At 56.7% G+C, this 16,127-nt stretch carries 14 protein-coding genes, 1 tRNA gene and 1 riboswitch; of the genes, 6 read left to right on the top strand and 9 right to left on the bottom strand.

The window, feature by feature from the left end:
- Window positions 1-42: 42 nt before the first annotated feature.
- The 7 genes from BW950_RS11510 to glpK form a co-directional block, all read right to left on the bottom strand.
- On the bottom strand, window positions 43-1,302 hold the full coding sequence (locus tag BW950_RS11510; protein ID WP_159438789.1) for an ABC transporter permease: 1,260 nt from the start codon (window positions 1,300-1,302) through the stop codon (window positions 43-45).
- A gap of 7 nt (window positions 1,303-1,309) precedes the next feature.
- Window positions 1,310-2,272, bottom strand: coding sequence for a hypothetical protein (locus tag BW950_RS11515; RefSeq protein WP_159438790.1), 963 nt, complete (start codon window positions 2,270-2,272; stop codon window positions 1,310-1,312).
- Complete coding sequence (gene ftsY / locus BW950_RS11520) at window positions 2,247-3,122, bottom strand: signal recognition particle-docking protein FtsY (RefSeq protein ID WP_076489451.1); 876 nt, start codon at window positions 3,120-3,122, stop codon at window positions 2,247-2,249. Before ftsY ends, BW950_RS11515 begins: the two co-directional genes overlap by 26 nt.
- 94 nt (window positions 3,123-3,216) lie before the next feature.
- Window positions 3,217-4,818, bottom strand: coding sequence for a DUF8525 domain-containing protein (locus BW950_RS11525; RefSeq protein ID WP_143559223.1), 1,602 nt, complete (start codon window positions 4,816-4,818; stop codon window positions 3,217-3,219).
- Window positions 4,763-5,870 (bottom strand): peptide chain release factor 2 gene (gene prfB, locus BW950_RS11530; RefSeq protein WP_143559224.1). Its coding sequence is split into 2 segments (ribosomal slippage): window positions 4,763-5,809 and window positions 5,811-5,870, totalling 1,107 coding nucleotides; the frame shifts between segments, so codons are not numbered across the junction. The genes BW950_RS11525 and prfB overlap by 56 nt, the downstream gene beginning before the upstream one ends.
- Before the next feature lie 72 nt (window positions 5,871-5,942).
- Complete coding sequence (gene trhA, locus BW950_RS11535; protein ID WP_076489454.1) at window positions 5,943-6,620, bottom strand: PAQR family membrane homeostasis protein TrhA; 678 nt, start codon at window positions 6,618-6,620, stop codon at window positions 5,943-5,945.
- 204 nt (window positions 6,621-6,824) lie between these two features.
- Window positions 6,825-8,324 (bottom strand): glycerol kinase GlpK, encoded by a 1,500-nt coding sequence (glpK, locus tag BW950_RS11540; protein ID WP_076489455.1) that lies wholly within the window; start codon window positions 8,322-8,324, stop codon window positions 6,825-6,827.
- A gap of 514 nt (window positions 8,325-8,838) precedes the next feature.
- Between glpK and BW950_RS11545 the strand changes: the two genes are divergently transcribed.
- The 4 genes from BW950_RS11545 (at window position 8,839) to BW950_RS11560 (ending at window position 12,208) form a co-directional block, all read left to right on the top strand.
- Complete coding sequence (locus BW950_RS11545; RefSeq protein WP_094336543.1) at window positions 8,839-10,314, top strand: NAD(P)/FAD-dependent oxidoreductase; 1,476 nt, start codon at window positions 8,839-8,841, stop codon at window positions 10,312-10,314.
- Window positions 10,314-11,600, top strand: a complete 1,287-nt coding sequence (locus tag BW950_RS11550) for an NAD(P)/FAD-dependent oxidoreductase (RefSeq protein WP_076489457.1) — start codon at window positions 10,314-10,316, stop codon at window positions 11,598-11,600. Before BW950_RS11545 ends, BW950_RS11550 begins: the two co-directional genes overlap by 1 nt.
- Before the next feature lie 28 nt (window positions 11,601-11,628).
- Window positions 11,629-12,024: a DUF1667 domain-containing protein gene (locus BW950_RS11555; protein WP_076489458.1), complete on the top strand. Its 396-nt coding sequence runs from the start codon at window positions 11,629-11,631 to the stop codon at window positions 12,022-12,024.
- Between the two features lie 110 nt (window positions 12,025-12,134).
- Window positions 12,135-12,208 (top strand) — tRNA-Pro (locus tag BW950_RS11560).
- Between the two features lie 96 nt (window positions 12,209-12,304).
- On the opposite strand, the gene BW950_RS11565 is transcribed toward BW950_RS11560, so the two are convergent.
- Window positions 12,305-13,900, bottom strand: coding sequence for a cation:proton antiporter (locus tag BW950_RS11565; RefSeq protein WP_159438791.1), 1,596 nt, complete (start codon window positions 13,898-13,900; stop codon window positions 12,305-12,307).
- 117 nt (window positions 13,901-14,017) lie between these two features.
- Window positions 14,018-14,080: riboswitch (Fluoride riboswitch) on the bottom strand.
- A gap of 234 nt (window positions 14,081-14,314) precedes the next feature.
- Here BW950_RS11565 and BW950_RS11570 point away from each other — a divergent pair.
- Together BW950_RS11570 and BW950_RS15390 are read left to right on the top strand one after the other, a co-directional pair.
- A complete protein-coding gene (locus BW950_RS11570; RefSeq protein ID WP_234969100.1) occupies window positions 14,315-15,292 on the top strand; it encodes a chromate transporter in 978 nt (325 codons plus the stop codon).
- 84 nt (window positions 15,293-15,376) lie between these two features.
- Window positions 15,377-15,514 (top strand): hypothetical protein, encoded by a 138-nt coding sequence (locus tag BW950_RS15390; RefSeq protein ID WP_234969101.1) that lies wholly within the window; start codon window positions 15,377-15,379, stop codon window positions 15,512-15,514.
- 73 nt (window positions 15,515-15,587) lie between these two features.
- On the opposite strand, the gene BW950_RS11575 is transcribed toward BW950_RS15390, so the two are convergent.
- A complete protein-coding gene (locus BW950_RS11575; RefSeq protein ID WP_143559226.1) occupies window positions 15,588-16,088 on the bottom strand; it encodes a hypothetical protein in 501 nt (166 codons plus the stop codon).
- Window positions 16,089-16,127 lie beyond the last annotated feature (39 nt).

The raw sequence follows: 16,127 nt of genomic DNA on the forward strand, positions 1-16,127 counted from the left end.
TCAGGTTGCAGTTCACTTTCCGCCCCCTGCCAGAGATCTTCCCTAGCGGGATCGCAGGAGCTCCATGGGCCGATATTCCGCCACAGCCCGCACGGCCATCATCGCCGAGAACACCGAAACCCCCGTGGCCCCCAGACAAACCAGGAAGAGCTCTTCCGGAAAGATCCGCACCGGCACCTCCTGAATATAGAAATGGGAAGGAGAAAAGATACGGGCCCCCCGCTGCAGGAAGAAGCCGGAAAGCGTTTCAAGAGCTGCAAATATCTCGTTCACGTTCAGCGCCAGGAAGAGACCGCCCAAAAGTCCCAGGGCAGAACCCACCACGCCGATCATCCACCCTTCCAGAATGAAAACCGAACGGACACTCCGATCCGGAGCACCCAGCGCACGAAGAATTGCGATATCCTCGCTACGCTCCAGGATGCTTCGCCTCAGGAGCTGGTAGATATTGCCCGAAACAACCAGGAAGATCAAACTGATCAAAAGAGTCATCATTCCCTTTTCTGCACGCAGGGCCCCAAAGATGCCCCGATTGAAAACACGCCACGACACAAGAGGATAGCCCGGACCCACTTTGCGGGAGATCAACTCCGCTGCTGCCTGATCGCCGTAGCGGTTATCCAGTTTGACCCCTAAAACCAGCTCTTCCCGAGCTTTCAGATCCTCTGCGGCTGTGGCCAGAGAGACAAAGGCCCACCCCAGATCATAATCAAGGTACCCCGTCCGGAAGATGCCCCGTATCTCCAGGGCCTCTTCAGCAGGCCGAAGTCCGCCCCCGGGAATATGAGTCACCGCCAGCGTGTCCCCCAGGCGAACGCCCAGACTTCGCGCCAGTTGCTGACCGACAACAACGCCTCCCCGGGATCGGAGGTCGAAATCTCCCTCAACTATTTTCAGTTGATCCGCCGCTCCGGGATCCTGCTGGAGCCAGTCGGGAGGAACCGCCCGAATCACCGCCCCCCGAGGCTCGGCCCAATAGCCGCGCACCAGAGTTTGCAACTCCGCCGAGACCGTCACGGAGCGGACCCCCCGCAAGGGGCGAAGGAGATCGGCCACCTCTTCGGCCCGATCAGGGGAATCTGCCGAGTAGGGCGTATACAGCCGCAGATGAGACGAGTTCACCTCAAGAATGTTCTCTATCATTCCCATCTGGAAGCCGTTCATCACCGCCAGAACCGCCACCAGGGTGGTGACCCCTGCGGCAATACCCAAGATGGAGAAAAGTCCGGCCCCGCCACCGCGGGATCGTCGGGCCACCAGGAGGCGTCGCGAGACAAACACAATCCAGCCGAGTCCCTTCATGGCCATTCTACTCCTCACCCGCATCTTCCACCGAAGGTCTCTCGGTGCGGACCACCGAGCCATCCAGAAATATTTCTCGCTTGATCAAGGTATCATTGGAGAACCATGAACGGAAGAGCTTCTCTCCCTGACGAAAGCGGGTAATCCGGCGCTCCCCCTCACCCATGAGCTCTTCCTGCTCCACCAGATCATCTCCACGCCAGAGTTCCCGCACCACTTCGCCAGGGCGGAGCGGGTAAAACTGCTCTCGCTCCACCTCGCGGCGCGTCTCGGTTATGCGCTGGGCCACGGAACCCAGATGGTTCAACTCTATCTGCACAAGCCGCACCCGGCGTCCCTCGCTCCGGGTTTCCTCCCTCACAAGATGACCATCCTGATAGCGGCGGAGAATTTCCTGATCCCCCCGGACCTGACGGGATGCCACCAGACGCCCCTCCTCGTAGGTGTACCAGGTATCCTCACGAAGCTCTCCTGGCACCTCCCGTCGCATATGGAGCGGCAAACCATGACCGTCATAGGCGATCTCACGAACCCCCAGGGCACCCCGGATCGATTCGAACCCCGGCGCGTCGGGCGCTGCAAAGCGGATCGAGACGCACGCCCCGGCGTTGTCGCAGCGCCGCACTTCCCGCAAAGTCCCCCCTGGCCGGTATCGCAGAAGCTCTTCCCGAACCATCTCTCCCTGGTAGTACACGAGGCGCCGCTCAAGCCCGCCAGAGGTCGCCTCGGGGAGGCTCACCTTCAAGGACCATCCCTCTCCCGGAGGGAGAACGTCAAAATCCTCCGTATCAAGGGGCCGAAGCTGCTCACCGTCGGAGTTCGAATAAAACCACCGGGGCTCTCCGGCCCCGGTGCTGGCCGGATACCCCAGGCCAAAGATCCCCAGGAAGACCACCATCCCCAGGACCACACCACAGGAAGGGCCGGCCCCGGAACGGCATGGTTCAGGGCGCCAGAAGGTCGTCCACATAGGCATCAGGAGAGAAACGATGCAAATCCTGATAGGTCTCACCGGTGCCCACCCAGCCACAGCGTAATCCCAACGAGCGCTGGAGGGGAACCAGAACCCCGCCCCGGGCCGCCGAGTCATACTTGGAGAGGAGAACCGCGTCAACCCCCACAGCCTCGTGGAAAAGCTCGGCCTGGCGGAGAGCGTTCTGCCCGGTTGTTCCATCTATCACCAGAACTTTTCGGTACACCGCCTCGTCACCGGTGAGTTTTCGGATAATACCGTGGATTTTTTCAAGCTCCCGCACCAGATCGGCCCGATTGTGCATCCGTCCCGCCGTATCGGCCAAAACCAGCCGCTCCCCCCGGGACTGGGCGCTGGTGATTGCGTCGTGAATCACCGCTCCCGCATCAGAACCGGTACCCTGGCGGACGATTCTCACACCCAGACGCTCTGCGTGAAGAGAGAGTTGCTCCACTGCAGCAGCCCTGAAAGTATCTCCCGCAGCCAGAAGCATCCCTGTCTGCGGCCATTCGCGCTGATACCAGTGGGCAAACTTGGCCAGGTTGGTTGTTTTCCCCACACCGTTGACCCCCAGGAAGAGGACCACGTTCAGGCGCTGTGGATCCAGATCAAGCTCTGCCGGTGCAAGCCCTTCAAGAAGCAGTTCCCTCAGCCCCTGAAGAATTCCCTCTCGATCCCGGGATCGCCGGGACACCCGCAACTGGTCAACCAGTTCCACCGTTACAGACGCCCCCAGATCCGCCTCGATCAGGAGATCTTCCAACTCCTCGTAGAAGTCGTCTTCTTCCTTCCCTCCCAGAGAGAAAAGCTCCCGCAGGCGAGCCCCAAATCGTTTTTTTCCTGCCATTCTGCGCAACCTGTTCCGTTTCCTCTTGTTTTTTTCCCGGTCCCCGCGTGGGAGGGATCCAGAGACATCTCCCCGGGCTGTGTCACCTCGGAGTCTATCGGTCGTGGTACTCCTGAGAGACCCGAATATACCGGCTGAGTCTCCATAGCATATTCCCAAAGAGGGTAACACTCAAGCCGACACTCACATAATACCCCGCAAGAATTGCATCGGATCGATCCTGATAGTGTTGTTGTTCGCTTCGGGAGAGATCGGACCGGGCGACCCCTCCGGGGAAAAGCCCTCCCAGGTCATCGTACAGGCCGTTTAGAATGATAGGCACACTCAAGGAGAGCGCGAACGCTCCAAAGGAGCGATAAAAACTGTCTCTCGAGTCCGTGACCGCTCCGGCCCAGTCACGATCGATGGGCGTCAGCTCCCGTCTGTACAGGCGATCGCCCTCGGGAGAGACCTGAAGACGGCTATCGTAATAACCATTCCGGCGCAACAAAAACTCCCTTTTCACCCCGGGAAGGGCTATGTCCAGAGGGGTAACCCCGCGCCAGAGAGCCCCCTCGTAGACTTGAGCCCCCGGAGGGTCAGTCTCGATCCGGAAAATCCGGGGTTGAACCGGAGGAAGCTCCACCACCAGAGAGCGGAACTCTCCCTTCTCAAGGACCAGGGCAGCCTCGGCCCGGCGACCATCGGCGGCCAGCACCGAAACCGAGTAGGGCCCCGGCAAGAGAAAACGCTCCCGGGCGATACCCGCGCCAGCCAGACTTCCGTTTATCTTGATCCGGGCGTCCTCGGGAACACCCTGCTGATCAGTCTCCCCAAGGGAATCCTGGACCCGTACCTCAAGAGAGGCCAGGGACACCCCCGTTACCTCGCGAACCAGCTCTGCCGAAGACCGTTCCAGCATTCCGGCGATCTCTCGTCCCCGGCCAACCACCCGCAGGACCTGCCGCTCCCGGTTTTCCACCTTGTGAAAGGCCCTCACCGTCAAAATCAGCGTTTCCTCAGGATCATCCCCCAGAATATCCAGACCCACGATAAAAACAATATCAGTCTTCATCTCTTCTGCCAAAACCCCGGGGCTGCGCAGGGCCTGACTGTACCGGGGGGAGACCTGACTCATCTGCAAGGGGACGCGCCTCGGGGGAAGGACTTCTTCAGGATCGATACCTCGCACCGTCTTCAATTCTTTCTGGAGATCTGCGTAACGAGAATCATTCTCGTACGGTTCAAATCTCCCCGCCTGCGCCCCCGACTCCAGGCGTTGCCGATCCAGACGATGTCGCCGCTCCTCCAAAGACTGCACGAGCCGGTGTTCCTCTTTTCGCAGCCGATCTTCGGCCCAGCGAAGACGTTCTTCCCTGGAAAGATGCCGTTCCGGGGCATCGCCGATCGCCTCCTGGATCACCCGCAGGTACGATCCAAGAACGGTCCGGTCCATCTCCGCCCCCCGGGGAATCTCGACAGCCCCCACAGCAAAGGTCCAAGCCAGATCCTCCGGCAGGAGCCGGTTCGCAAGCTCCCGGCGCAACACCTGGTCATTTTCTCCCCGCCCTGAAGCGCGGAGCTCCGTCCCGTACCCCCCCAGCCACAAGAGCAGGAGAGCCAGGACAAAAAGAAGCCCCGGGGAGAAGGCTCCCTCGGGATTAATCCAGGGCCTGACCGGCCTGAAACTTGAGGAATGCCTCGATAAACTGATCAAGATCACCATCCATAACGGCCTGAACGTTCCCCGTCTCTACCGAGGTCCGAAGATCCTTCACCATGGTATAGGGCTGGAAAACGTAGGACCTGATCTGATTCCCCCAGGAAATATCTTTTTTCTCTATCGCCTTGGCGGCCTGCTCCGCCTCCTGCTGTTGCCGGTAATACTCATAGAGGCGGCTTTTGAGCATCGTCGTTGCCATGGCCCGGTTTTTATGCTGACTTCGCTCGTTCTGGCATTGCACAACAATTCCTGTAGGGTTATGGGTCATGCGGACAGCCGAGTCTGTTTTATTTACATGCTGTCCTCCGGCACCACTGGCACGGTAGGTATCGACCCGCACATCCTCCATCTTCAGATCCACGTCAATGGTGTCGTCGATCACCGGCGAAACATAGACCGAGGCAAAGGATGTGTGCCGACGGCCGCTGGAATCGTAGGGGGAGATGCGAACCAGGCGATGGACACCTGCTTCGGCCTTCAGGTATCCAAAGGCGTAGTCGCCCTTCACCTCCAGAGTCACCGATTTGATGCCTCCCTCGGCCTCGAGCAAATCCACCACCTCCACCTGCATGGAGTGATCATCAATCCACCGCCGGTACATCCGGTAGAGCATGCTTACCCAGTCGCAGGCCTCGGTTCCCCCGGCCCCGCTGTGTATCGTGAGAAAAGCACCCGCCGCATCGGCGTCATCGCTCAGGAGTTGTTTGAGCTGGAGTGAATCGTACCGCCGCTGTTGATCTTTCAGAGCCTGGCGAATCTCCTCCTCCTGGGAGTCATCGCCCTCTTCCATGGCCAGCTCCAGGAGCGCCTCGGTGTCCTCAACCTCAGCAATCAGTTCTTCCCAGGGTTCGATCATCTGCCGCAGACGCTTGATCTCGGTCATGGTCCGTTCGGCTCTCTCCCGGTCATTCCAGAAATCGGGATCACCCGTGACAAGTTCTTTTTCTGCTATCTGGGCTCGCACTGCATCGGGGTCAAAGATACCTCCAGGTGGAGCGGACGTTCTGCTTCAGGGTCTCCAGGGGTTGTCTCATATCTTGTAGCATGGTGGTGATCCTCCTAAAATGATTCGCAAAGGTAACACGCTCCGGCGGTTCCTGTCACCGCAGGAGCGTTGGTCACAGGATGTTCTGATAAATCCCGATGAAAAAACAGGCGCTCCCGCCCATAACAAAGAGATGCCAAATAGCATGGTAAAACGGAATCATCTTGAGGCCATAGACGATTGTCCCCGCTGAGTAGGTAATACCTCCGGCAATTGCCCAGTGCACAAGCCCCGGAGGAACAGCTTCACGAAGGGTCTCCCAGACCAGCAGAATGATCCAGCCCATGCCAAGGTAGAAGAGGACATGGAGAAACCCATAGCGCCCCCAGAAGAAAATCGTGAAAAAGAAACCCGCTGCAGCGAGCCCCCAAACGGTAAACAGGACAACCCTCGCTTCGGAAGTCCCCAGATACACCATAATCGGGGTATAGGTTCCGGCGATAAGAACATAGATGGTGGTATGATCCATGATCCGCATCACCCGCTTGACCACGGGCCCGGAAACCAGGTGATACATTCCGCTGGAAAAGTAGAGCAGAATCATGGACAGCCCGAAGACGAGCCCTGCTGCCAGCAGAGAGGGGTTGTCTCCCGTCGCCACCTTGATGAGAATTGCCGAGAGCGCTACCAGGCTCAAGCCGCCTCCCAGAAGATGAGTCAAGCCGTTCAGAAGCTCCTCTTTCTCGTCGTCGTGATCATGAAGCGTTATGTGGTTCAAAAACCACTGATAAAAGGAAGTGTATCTACTCATAGCTGGATCATTCGATATATCGGGGTTTTGGTCAATGAACGGCCCGTCGGGGATTTGACACAGCAATAGTCTCTCCTGACAGGATTCCCTGGCAGGGAACCCCACAAGCCGCCCCGGCAAAGCGGCTGCATGGGAGGGGACGCAAAAAAGCCGTCCTGCGTAAACGCAGGACGGCTCCCCCTTTTTTTGCAAAACCTGATCAGATCAATGATCTTCCCAGTCCATTGCCTTGGTAACAGCCTTCTGCCAGCCCTTGTAGAGCTTGTCGCGTTCGGCCTTGTCGATGGAGGGATCAAACTTCCGGTCCAGCACAAAAGCTGTTGCCAGATCACCCTTGTTCTTCCAGAATCCCGAAGCGAGACCGGCGAGGAACGCAGAACCACGAGCAGTGGTCTCAACAATCTTCGGCCGAAGAACGGGAACACCGATGATGTCCGCCTGGAACTGCATCAGGAAGTTGTTCATGGAAGCACCACCGTCAACCTTGAGCTCCTTGTTCTCGATACCGGAGTCTTTCTCCATGCAATCGATAACGTCGCGGGTCTGATAGGCGATGGATTCCAGGGTGGCGCGCACGATGTGATCGCGGTTTGCCCCACGGGTAAGTCCCACAATTGCGGCCCGAGCGTACTGATCCCAGTAGGGAGCACCAAGACCGACAAAGGCGGGTACCATGTATACACCATTGGTGTCATTCACCTTGGAGGCGAAGTAGTTTGTGTCAGCCGCATCAGCAACGATCTTGAGTTCGTCCCGCAACCACTGTACAGCAGCACCGGTCACGAAGATCGCGCCTTCCAGAGCGTACTCAACCTTGCCGTCCAGACCCCAAGCGATGGTGGTCAGAAGACCGGTGTTGGAGGGAACCCGCTTTGTTCCGGTATTCAGAAGAACAAAGGAACCGGTTCCATAGGTGTTCTTGGCCATACCAACTTCGAAACAGGCCTGTCCAAAGAGGGCACCCTGCTGGTCACCGATCGCTGCGGCTACAGGAATCTTTGCTCCACCGAAGGTTTTTTCGTCGGTGTGTCCATAGATCTCGCTGGAGGGGCGAACTTCGGGAAGCATGGAAGCGGGCACGCCCAGCTCCTTCATCATCTTTTCGTCCCACTTGAGGTCTTTGATGTTGAAAAGCATCGTTCGGGATGCGTTGGAATAGTCGGTAACGTGAACCTTTCCTCCAGTGAGCTTCCAGATCAGCCAGCTGTCAACGGTTCCCATGAGGAGTTCGCCAGCATCTGCTTTTGCACGGGCTCCCGGAACGTTGTCGAGAATCCACTTCACTTTGGTTCCGGAGAAATATGCGTCAATAACCAGACCGGTGTTTTCCTTGACGTAGGACTCCAGGCCCTTCTTCTTCATTTCGTCACAGATACCGGCGGTACGGCGATCCTGCCAGACGATACCGTTCATGACGGGCTTGCCAGTGCTCTTCTCCCAGACGATGGTGGTCTCTCGCTGGTTGGTGATACCAATCGCGGAAACTTCATCGGGCTTTGCTCCAGCCTTCTCGATCACCTGACGGGCGACACCACTCTGGGTTGCCCAGATGTCCATCGGATCGTGCTCAACCCAGCCCGGCTTGGGATAGATCTGGGGGAACTCTTGCTGAGCAACAGCCACGATGTCGCCGCCGTGATCGAACAGGATCGCACGACTACTGGTCGTCCCGGCGTCGAACGCCATCACATACTTTGCTGCCATAAAAAAACCTCCGTTTTTGTTTCTCCCTGGAACTTACTACTCAACAACACATATCCACGACGAAAACTTTTCCAGGCAAGCCTCCGCCGTTTATCACCGACTGCGGCGATAAACCCATAATTTTTGATGGATTACTATTAATATCGTCCAAGACAACCCGTAGAAGCAAAGATACTCGAAGCAGAAAATCAAATGTCGGTAAAGGACCGACAAATAAAAAAAACTCCACTACGAAAATATCCTTGTTACGGTGTTACATCTTTTTTTGACGTTTGTAACCCGACCTACAGTGATGCTACACCCACTCCGGACAGCCGTCAACCAAAACTTTTTCAAATGTGCACCCTTCCAAAAACCTCCGACATCCTCTTCTGTTGCACCTTCGGCACATAAACCGTTTTATCTTCTCTCATATTGTGAACCATTGTAACTTTTTTCTTGACAGACGTTCAGACCGGGTCTACTCTGTTTGCAAGAAGTTACACTCCCATTACAGGAATATGAGGTGAATGAGGTGAGCCAGCAAAAGTACGATGTTGTTATCGTCGGAGCAGGGATCGTGGGGTGCATGATCGCACGAGAACTGTCCCGCTACAAGTTGTCCGTGGCCGTGGTCGAGCGGGATTCGGACGTAGGAATGGGCCAGAGCACGGCCAACAGCGCAATTATCCACTCCGGGCACGATCCGGCTCCGGGCTCGCTGAAGGCTCTGCTCAACGTCCGGGGCAACGAGCTCTGGCATCAGATTGCCCCCGAGCTGGATATCCCCCTGGACAAGACAGGAGCCCTGATCGTTGCTGTGGGCCCCGAAGAGCAGGCAGGGTTGCGGCCTCTCTACGAGCGGGGTAAAGAAAACGGGGTAAAAGGTCTCGAGATTCTTGGCAGAGAGCAAGTTCTGGAGATGGAGCCTCACCTTACCCCCGACGTTACGGGTGCACTTTCCACACCCACCGCCGGTGTGGTTGACCCCTTTCAGGGTGTGTTAGGTGCCGCCGAAAACGCCGCGATCAACGGGGTCACCTTTATCTTCGACGCTGAAGTACGCGGCATGATCGTAGAAAACGGTACGCTCACGGGAATCGAGACCACCAAAGGCACAATTGAAGCACAATGGTTCATCAACTCTGCCGGCGTTCACAGCGATGAACTCATGCACATGGTGGGAGATCACCCGGAGTTCGAGATCACCGCCCGCCGGGGTGAATACTTTGTTTTTGACGATTCGGCCTTCACCATCAGCAGCGTCCTCTTTCCCATGCCCAGCGAGAAGGGCAAGGGCATTCTGGTTACAACAACAACTCACGGGAACGCCATGGTGGGCCCCAACTCGGACCCCATTGAGGACAAGGAAGATCGGTCGGTCACCAAAGAGGGAATGAACTCCATCCTCTCCGGCGCCCACCGTCTGGTACCGGCAGTCTCCCCCCGGGATGTGATTGCCACTTTCGCAGGGCTGCGAGCCACGGGAAACCACGCCCCCGACGGCAAAAACAAGGACTTCCTGATTGAAGTTTCTTCCACCGTAGAGGGGTTGGTAAATCTGGCAGGCATTGAATCTCCCGGCTACGTCTCTTCGCCGGCTATCGCCGAATACGTGGCGGAGCTTCTGCGGGATGCCGGTCTCAAGCTGGAAGAGAAAGCAGACTGGCAAGCCAGGCGGAGCCGCATTCCCCGTTTTCGGGATCTCTCCCACGCAGAGCGGGCCGCCCTGGTCGCGAAGAACCCCGCCTACGGCCGCATTGTCTGCCGTTGCGAAGAGGTAACAGAGGGCGAGATCATCGATGCGATCCATTCGCCCATCCCTGCCACATCCTACGACGCTATCAAGCGCCGCACCTGGCTGGGCACGGGCCGTTGCCAGGGTAGCTTTGACTATCCCCGGACGATGGAGATCCTTGCACGGGAACTCAATGTGTCCATGACAGAGATCACCAAGAAGGGACCGGGTTCGGTGTTCCTGTACCGCCAGACAAAAGAGGAAGTAATCTGATGCAGCCAAACACAACCTACGACGTCATTGTCATCGGCGGCGGCCCTGCGGGAATGTCCGCCGCGATCAAGGCCTACGAGGCCTGCAAGGGAAAGGTTCTGCTTATCGAGCGGAACGATAGCCTGGGAGGAATTCTCCCCCAGTGTATCCATAACGGCTTTGGAGCGGTCAACTTTGGCAACGACCTGCCCGGACCGGAGTACGCCTACCGGTACGAGGTGGAATTGCGAAAGCTTCCCGTGGACATTCTTCTGGACACGATCGTGGTAGATCTCACAGCAGATCACCAGGTCTACGCCATGAACAGCACCGACGGCTACCTCCATTACAAAGCCAAGGCGATCGTCCTGGCCATGGGATGCCGTGAACGGACCCGGGCGCAGATCCGCCTTCCCGGAACCCGGTCCGCCGGCATATTTACTGCAGGAACGGTACAGCGCCTGGTGAACATCGAGGGATATATGCCAGGAAACGAGGTGGTGATCCTGGGAAGTGGAGACATCGGGATGATCATGGCCCGGCGCATGTCCATTGAAGGCGCCAAGGTCCACGCTGTTCTGGAACTCCTGCCCTACCTGACAGGTCTGCGACGGAACTACGTCCAGTGCCTCCAGGACTACGGCATCCCCCTTCACCTGAGCACTACGGTCAACAAGATCTACGGGGACAAGCGGGTAGAGGGAATTGAGACGGTTAAAGTGGACGAGAACCTTCAGGCCGTTCCCGGCACTGAAGAGTTCATCAAGTGTGACACCCTCCTGCTCTCGGTAGGTCTCATTCCCGAGAACGAACTCTCCCGCAAGGCCGGAGTCCAGATGGATCCCAGAACAAACGGGCCCATCGTGGATTCCGATATGGCAACAAATGTACCTGGCATCTACGCCGCAGGAAACGTTACAGCCATCTACGACCTGGCTGACTACGTAAGCAAGGCCGGAGAGGTTGCCGGACAGAGCGCCGCAAAATACGCCGAATCTGCCGCCCGTCGGGATATAAAAGAGCACCGGACAATCCGCCTGAAACCCGGCGCCAACATCGGAAGTATCATTCCCCAGGAAGTCTTCCTGGAGCAGAATCAGGAGCACGAGGTTCTCCTGACGATGCGGCCTAACTCGCTCATGGAGCGAATGGTCAAGGTTGAACTTACCGCTGGTGATGAAACGGTGGTCTCTTTCCGGGAGCAGTATGCCCGCCCGGCGGAGATGATCGTCCATAAGCTGAAGGCGAAGGACTTCGAGAAGCTCCTGAGCACCGATGCCACCGAACTGGTAGCATCCATCTCGTGAGTCACAGGGAAGAGGGAGAAAACAAACGATGAGTGAAGAACTGCAAGGCAACTACCGGACTCGTACTGATATCTGCCTCCGGTGTCCCCGGGGTTGCGAGGTCCAGACCATGCTCGGACCGGATGACGAGATCCTCAATATGAGCGGCAACAAGTGCAAGCTGGGCGTGGACTATGTGAAGCAGGAGATTCAGGATCCTCGCCGGGTTCTGCCCACAAGTATTAAGGTGAAAAACGGGAACCGCCCCATGGTACCCGTCTGGACGCCGGAGCCGATGCCCAAGGGATTGCTCCTGGAGCTTGCAAAGGATACACGCAAAATCGAGGTAGAGGCCCCTGTCCATGTAGGGGATGTACTGATCGATGACTGGCGGGGCAAGGGCATCCGCCTGGTCGCAAGCGGCGAGGTCACCCGCGTCGAGTAGAATCCTGCCCTGATCGATCCCCCGCAAAGGTCGATCAGGGGCTCCTCCACAGGGGCGGAGACCCGTTGACACGAGTCCTGCCTCCGTGGTAAGTTCCGAGCGTATTGAAACGGGCTGTAGCGCAGGGGTTTAGCGTACTTGTCTGGGGGACAAGGGGTCGGCGGTTCAAATCCGCCCAGCCCGAATAAAAAAGCCGTGAGTGTATTCCACTCACGGCTTTTTTTGTGCTCTCCTGCGGGAAGGATGCTGAATCGTCATCGTTCCCGCAGCCCTGGTTCACCTATTCCACCAGGATTACAGGAATCCCTGCAATTCCGGTAACGTGCTGTGTGACGTCTCCAAGGAGAAGCCTTTCACTGGTACGGATGGTTCGTTTTCCCATGTAAATATAGTCCACTCCGCGAGACTCAGCGGTCTCGATTATCACGTCCGCCGGATTCCCCCGAGCAATCACAATCTCTGACGCAATATCGCGGGCGGCTCCCAACGCTTCCACAAGCTGATCCCGAGTGAGGGGAGGAGACTCATCAAACCGCACATGAAGAAGAACAAGATCCGCATCTAATTGTCGTGCCGTGCGTGCAGCCCGGATAAGCGCTGCCGACGAAGCCGGAGATCCATCGTAGGCGACAAGAAACCGGTGCTTTTCATGAACTGTTACCTTCGTAGGATCCGGATCCCCCTTTACCAGCATTCGCGGCGCCAGGCAGGCCGTACCAAAGGCACCCAAGGGCGCGGTGATCAGGATGGACAGAACCGCGATTGCAAGAATGTATTCACCCCCATCCACGCCCATTGCCAGTGGTATCCCTCCAATGGCGGCCTGCACCGTCGCTTTGGCCATATCACCAACGACCATGAAAAACCGTTCCTTGATCGTAATACGGGAGAACACCGTGGAAGCAAAGATCCCCGCCCATCGACCAACAAGAAGGCCGACGAGAACAATTACCACTCCCCGTCCTCCCGCTTCACCGATAACGCTGATATTAACCACAGAACCAATCAGAACAAAGAGGAAAATTTCCCCTATTATCCAGACCTTACCGACCTCGTTTCGCAGTCGCCGTGCCAGAACCGGGTCTGATTCCAGAACCACAAATCCCATGACCATCACCGCAAGGAAAGACGAGTAGGGGATGTAGGTATCGGCAATTATCAGACCAAGACCTACCGAGAGCAACACAATAAGATCATGAACGATACTCTCCGCCAGATGACGTCGAGACAGCAGAAAGACAACCATTCGGCCTGCCAGGTATCCCATAAGCAAGCCCAGGCCGATTTGAATCGGAATATCAAGCAACCGGATAGCAAGTCCCGAACCGGCAGCGGACAAATCCACACCCTCAACCAACCAGGCAAGGAAAATCCCGAACATCGTCACTGCCGTAGCATCGCTTGCAGTTCCTCCTGCAAGAATGAGGTCAGGTATACCCTTGTCTACGCCCCACCCCTTTGCCTTAAGACGGAGCATCATTGGCACGATCACCGCCGGCGACGCCGCACAGATCACCCACCCAAGCAACCATGAGGTGTACCAGTCCCATCCCATGATGTAACGTGTCGCCACAGCCACCACAGCGGCCTCGATCACAGCCGGCAGGAAACCCAGCCGGATCGCAACAGATCCCTCCTGGAGGATTTTCTCGCGGTCAAGGCCAAGCCCGGCCTTGGTGAGCACCACCAGAAGTGCAAGGGTGCGAATTTGGGCCGATAGCTCCAGCATTTGCGGCGGCATTATGTTGATCATATCCGGACCAACAAGGATTCCCGCCAGAAGCATCCCGATCAGCTTGGGAAGCCCCATACGTCCAGCAATCTCTCCAGCAATAAATCCCACTGAGAGAACGAGAAGAATACCCTGAACCATCATTATACCTCCGGCGCTAAAATATTCGCGTCGCTTTACCCGGCCCATACCACGCCTGGCAGGACAGACGTCGGCCACAGTCCAGGCAGAATGAGATTGAGCTGGCGACGCTACAGGTCGTGTTGTACAGGGACTGTCAGCCGGAGAGGCGGTTATGTGGCGAGCCCCATCGCCAGGCGCCAATTGTTCACTGGCAGCGAGAATATAGCGGGTTCGATTCTTCCGGTCAACAGATCAAGCAGGTTCAAAGGCAGTCAGATACTCACTTCGTACCAGCCACTTCAACCGTCCCCATCAAGTCGACAAAGCCTTGATGTTGACATTTGACTCCTCTTTTTAGATGTTACTCATCGCGGAAAGTCATCGTGAATGAGAAAAACTATCCTGCGCATCCAGTTCAAAATAAGGCGGCCTACCGTGAGTAGAGATACTCTCGAAACACATACCCCTGGTGCAAAATGGCCGGCGTTCCTCCGGGACGTACTGATCTGCTCCCTCGGCGCCTACGGTGGCCCCGAAGCACACATGAGCGTCTTTCTGGACCAGTTGGTGGTGAAACGAAACTACCTCACCGAACAGGACCTGCTTGAACTGATCGCACTCTGCAGTATCCTTCCAGGACCAACCAGCACACAGACAATTGTCACGATCGGCTATAAAACGGGAGGCCCTCTTCTCGCGTTTCTGACCATGCTCCTGTGGGCACTTCCTGTGCTGGCAGTGATGACAACCCTCTCTTTTCTCTATCAGTTTCTGGAAGCTCGCGAGATTTCTTTTGAAATTTTGCGTTTCATCGGGCCGATGGCAGTGGGATTTATCATTCTGGCGGCGTACCGCATCGGCAGGAAAGTTGTGGTTGACCGCACCACAGGCACTCTGATGGCGACAAGCATGATCCTCACCTACTTCATTCGTTCGCCCTGGATCTTTCCCCTGGTCCTCGTGGCAGGCGGTGCCGTGACGATCAGCCACTCCCGGGAGAAAGAGATCTGGAAAAGGGTTTCCCTGAACCCGCCATGGCACTATCTTGCGGCTTTTTTCCTTCTCGGCCTGGGAGGTCTCATCGCAACCGCAGTCTTCCAGGAGCGCCTTATCCAGCTTGCCGAGAGTTTCTACCGGTACGGATACCTGGTATTCGGTGGAGGCCAGGTAGTAGTCCCGGTCATGCACAGCGAACTTGTGCAGATTCGCGACTACATGACTAACCAAGAGTTTCTTACCGGTTACGGACTGGTTCAGGGCCTGCCGGGACCAATGTTCAGTTTTGCCGCTTACGCCGGTGGCATGGCCGCACGCGACAGCACCGCCCTGTACCAAATTGCAGGAGCGATCGCCGGTGGTGTCGGCATATTTCTTCCAGGGCTCCTGTTAATCTACTTCGTGTATCCCGTCTGAGAAAAGCTGAAGCAGGTTCCCGCTATCAGGATTGCCCTGGGCGGGATCGGCGCTGTCGCCGGGGGGCTCATCGCGATCGCGGCGGTGATCCTGGCACAGGCCTCAGTCGTTGGAGCTCCCGAGGCAATCGCCACGGTGCTCACAGTTTTACTCCTGGCCAGCAGGAAGATTCCCGCTCCCCTGATCGTCGTAATGGCATTGATCGCGGGGATACTGGTGTAATTCGGGGACAGCAACGTCCAGGAAAAACGCAAACTATCCCTCGCCAGTCAGAGTCAGCAGACTAAATCGCAGACTAGAAGTTGATTCCGAATCCTATGGTCAAACCAATCCCGTTCAGATTGTCTGCTGCGGCAGCGCCCTCTTCGGGAGCAGTACGGTAGGCGATTCGGGCATTGATATTTGCATGCTCCGAAGCAAGCAAAGTGAACCGCCCAAAAATATCGGCCACGTTCCCGCTGTCACCGCTACCCAGCATGATTCCTGTAGACGTCGCAAGACCTCCAACCCGGAGAACCCGGTACTCGGCAGAAAGTCCCTGGATAGATATATCTGCAGCGTTCTCGATGCTTACCTGTTCGTTGTAAACACCTATCTGGGTGTTCTCGTCGATAAAGACTCCAAACTCAAAAGAATTGCCATAGACGTCTCCATGGTCGGAATCGGTAAGATATACGGGAGTATGACCGTAGTGAACATAAAAGGTCGGTCTTCCTTCACTGTGAAGAGGCATCAGCACCGTACCGAACCAGACAGCCAGAAGACACCCGTACATGCATAATCGTTTGTGTTTCATAACACAAACTCTATGAGCACTCCAGGGGGATGTCAAGAT

It is taken from the genome of Alkalispirochaeta americana (genome assembly GCF_900156105.1).
Lineage (GTDB): Bacteria > Spirochaetota > Spirochaetia > DSM-27196 > Alkalispirochaetaceae > Alkalispirochaeta > Alkalispirochaeta americana.